This window comes from Haloferax sp. s1 (assembly GCF_058382125.1).
In genome coordinates this window covers 1-3,140 of sequence record NZ_JBZRPK010000323.1, presented here as the reverse complement: position 1 = coordinate 3,140, position 3,140 = coordinate 1, and the positions used below count along the sequence as shown (strand labels likewise).

The 3,140-nt window shown below is 59.6% G+C and carries 3 protein-coding genes; 2 read left to right on the top strand and 1 reads right to left on the bottom strand.

Annotated elements, in window-relative coordinates:
- Positions 1-570 (bottom strand): P-loop NTPase (locus tag QT222_RS03665; RefSeq protein WP_491476341.1); only part of this gene is annotated, 570 nt, incomplete at its 3' end.
- 269 nt (positions 571-839) lie between these two features.
- Here QT222_RS03665 and moaA point away from each other — a divergent pair.
- Positions 840-1,850, top strand: coding sequence for a GTP 3',8-cyclase MoaA (gene moaA, locus QT222_RS03660; protein WP_491476340.1), 1,011 nt, complete (start codon positions 840-842; stop codon positions 1,848-1,850).
- A gap of 224 nt (positions 1,851-2,074) precedes the next feature.
- Positions 2,075-3,140: COG1361 S-layer family protein (locus tag QT222_RS03655; protein WP_491476339.1), on the top strand; the 1,066-nt coding region annotated here is incomplete at its 3' end.

Below are 3,140 nucleotides of genomic sequence, written 5' to 3'. Positions count from 1 at the left end.
GGCCTCGAATCGGTCGAACCGGCTCCAGTAGCCCTCGCTGTGACCGGCGTCGTCCTCGCCGACGAGGAAGGCCATCGACATGAGTTTCATCCCGTATCGTTCCGGCGGGACGATGGTCTGGTCCTGCGTCGCCTGCGGCGCTTCCTCGGCGGAGACCATCCGCGGGACGTTCGGCCCGTAGATGTCGGCGTCGAACAGGCCGACGCGCGCACCGAGTTTCGAGAGACCGGCCGCAAGGTTCACCGCGACAGTCGACTTTCCGACGCCACCTTTGCCGGAGGAGACGGCAATAATATTCTTGACGCCCGGCAGAACCTCCTCGTCGGGGTCGCGGTTGGTCGGTATCTTGGCGGTGAGGTCGGCTTCGAGTCCATCTTCTGCGAGCACTTCGCGGATTCGACGGCCGATGGCCGTCTCCGACGGGGAGTATGGTGCCCCGAGCGCGAGTGAAATACGGGCGGTGTCGCCGTCGACTTCGACGGCGTTCACCAGTCCGAGCGAGACAATATCGTCTCCGAGGTCGGGGTCCTCGACCGCTCGTAAGCGGTCGCGTACGTCGGCTTCGTCCATGTCCGTTCATCCGGTGGTGTGTCCGATAAGGGTTTTGTAAGGTCTCGTCTGCTGGTGATGACCCACTGTGACGTCTGCCAACTCAGGCGGCTGACTCGTTGCAACTCGTGTGACTGGCTCGTGTAACCCATACAACCGACTCGTTGCAATCCATGCTATCGGCCTGTACGGACCTGACTTTGACGGCGGCGCATTCGTAACGAAAACCCGGTACCAGTATCCTGCAATCGGCAGCGAATTTATCAACGTACATCCCGACTGTTCGGCACATGGTGCTGGTGGACGACTTCGGGAGAGAGGTAACCGGCGTTCGCATCTCCTTGACCGACCGGTGTAACTTCGACTGCGTCTACTGCCACAACGAGGGGTTGGGAGATACGCGCGGACCGATGGACGCCTCGGACGACGAGATGAGCGCGGACGACGTGGTCCGATTCCTCGATGTCGTCGAGGAATACGGCGTCAAGAAAGTGAAATTCACGGGCGGCGAGCCGATGCTCCGTGCCGACCTCGAAGAGATAATCCAGCGAACGCCCGAGTCCATGGAGACTTCGCTTACGACTAATGGGACATTTCTCCCGGACCGTGCCGACGACCTCGTCGAGGTCGGTCTCGACCGCGTAAACGTTTCGCAGGACGCCCTCGACCCGGAGGCGTTCGCCGAGATTACGAAGTCCGGTGCGTACGACAAGGTGATGGAAGGCGTCAAAGCGGCCGTCGACGCCGGTCTAACGCCCGTCAAGCTCAATATGGTTGTATTCACCAAAACCGCGGGCTACGTCGAAGATATGGTCGAGTACGTCGCAGAGAACGAAGGCCTCCAACTCCAACTCATCCAGTACATGCCGGAACTCACGGGTCGCCCTGAGTGGAACATCGATATCGAGCGCGTCCACAAGTGGTTAACAGACCTCGCGGACGAGGTCGAAGTCCGGGACATGCACAACCGCCGTCGCTACTACGTCGGAAACGGTTCCGCGAGCGACGCGAGTGGTGCCCCGTCGGACGCGTCCGGCGGTGGCATGGTCGAAATCGTCGACCCCGTCGAGAACGCCGAATTCTGTGCGAACTGTCATCGCGTGCGTGTGACACACCAAGGATACCTCAAGGGCTGTCTCAACCGGAACGACGACCTGCGACCGATGGGCGAGATGACTCGCACGGATATTCAGCACGCGTTCGAAGAAGTCGTCGCCAACCGTGTCCCCTACTACGGCGAGTACCTCGTCCGCGACGGCGACGGCGGATGGACGCTCAACGAAGAGTACATCGGCGTGTGAACGGTCCACTGACGTTCACTGCTGGTATTCCCCAACAGCACTGAGTAAACTTGTAGGATATTTTTCGAAGTTTCGTTCAATTTATATGTGCTCTCTCCTGACCGTAGGATGTTGATTGTACGTTCAGTCAATTGGGTTTCGACGTGGACAACAGACCGACCTCACGTCTCTACACCCAACCTGGACACAGTAATCACCCACTCCCCACCACTGCTTCACACTCCATGAAATCCTCACGTGCACTTGCGGTCTTACTGGTCGTCTTGGTTGCAGTACCAAGCCCAGCGATGGCCGGAATCGTCGGTGAACCGAACCTTCAGGCGTACGCGCCGAGCAACAAACTCGTCCCCGGACAAGAGACAGCACTGAACGTTGTTGTCACGAACTACGGCGGCGACACCGAATATCGGCGGTTCTCCTCGACTGAGAGTGCCGCAACGCTGAGTAACCAACGGCGCTCGCAACTCGAAACGCAGGTTCGGTCCGCCCGTAACGTCCGTCTCACACTCAAATCCAAGGGTGCGCCCGTCGACGTGAACACGGCGACGCTCCCGATTGGTGACCTCCCGCACGCGACTCAGCGGGATGCGAAGTTCTCTGTTTCCGTCCACGAAAACGCGACTCCGGGAACCTACGAAATGAAACTCGTCGCTCGATACGAACACGACGAGTCCGTCCGCGACAACGGTGACGTCAAAAACGAGGAAGATAAGAAAGTCAAGATTCCCGTGACCGTCGTCATCGAGCAGGCTCCGCGGTTTGAAGTCGTCTCTGTCGAGACCAACGCACAGGTCGGCGGAACCGGAACGACGACCGTCACGATGCGCAACGTCGGCACCCAGACGGCCTTCGACTCCTCGGTTGCGCTGAGTTCCGAGAACACCGATGTTACGTTCGGGAAGGCAGCCTCTGCGAGCCGGTACGCCGGTCAGTGGAGCGTCAACGAGACGCGCCGTCTCGAATACGAGACCACTGTTGCGCCGTCAGCGGCGGCCCAGTCGTACTCGCTTTCTGCCCTCGTCAACTACGAGGACGAAGACGGTGTGCCCACGAAGTCGAAAAAGCTCACCACCGGCGTAAGGCCGTTGGCAGAACAGTCGTTCGTGCTTGATGCGGAAGACAGCACACTCCGCGTCGGTCGAGAGTCGACCATCCAAGGCACCATCACTAACGACGGGCCACAGACCGCCCATGATGCCGTACTCGTCGTCTCCTCGAAGTCCCCTAACACGAACATCAAGGAGACGGAGTATGCACCCGGAACGCTCGAAGGCTGCGACACGTCTGACT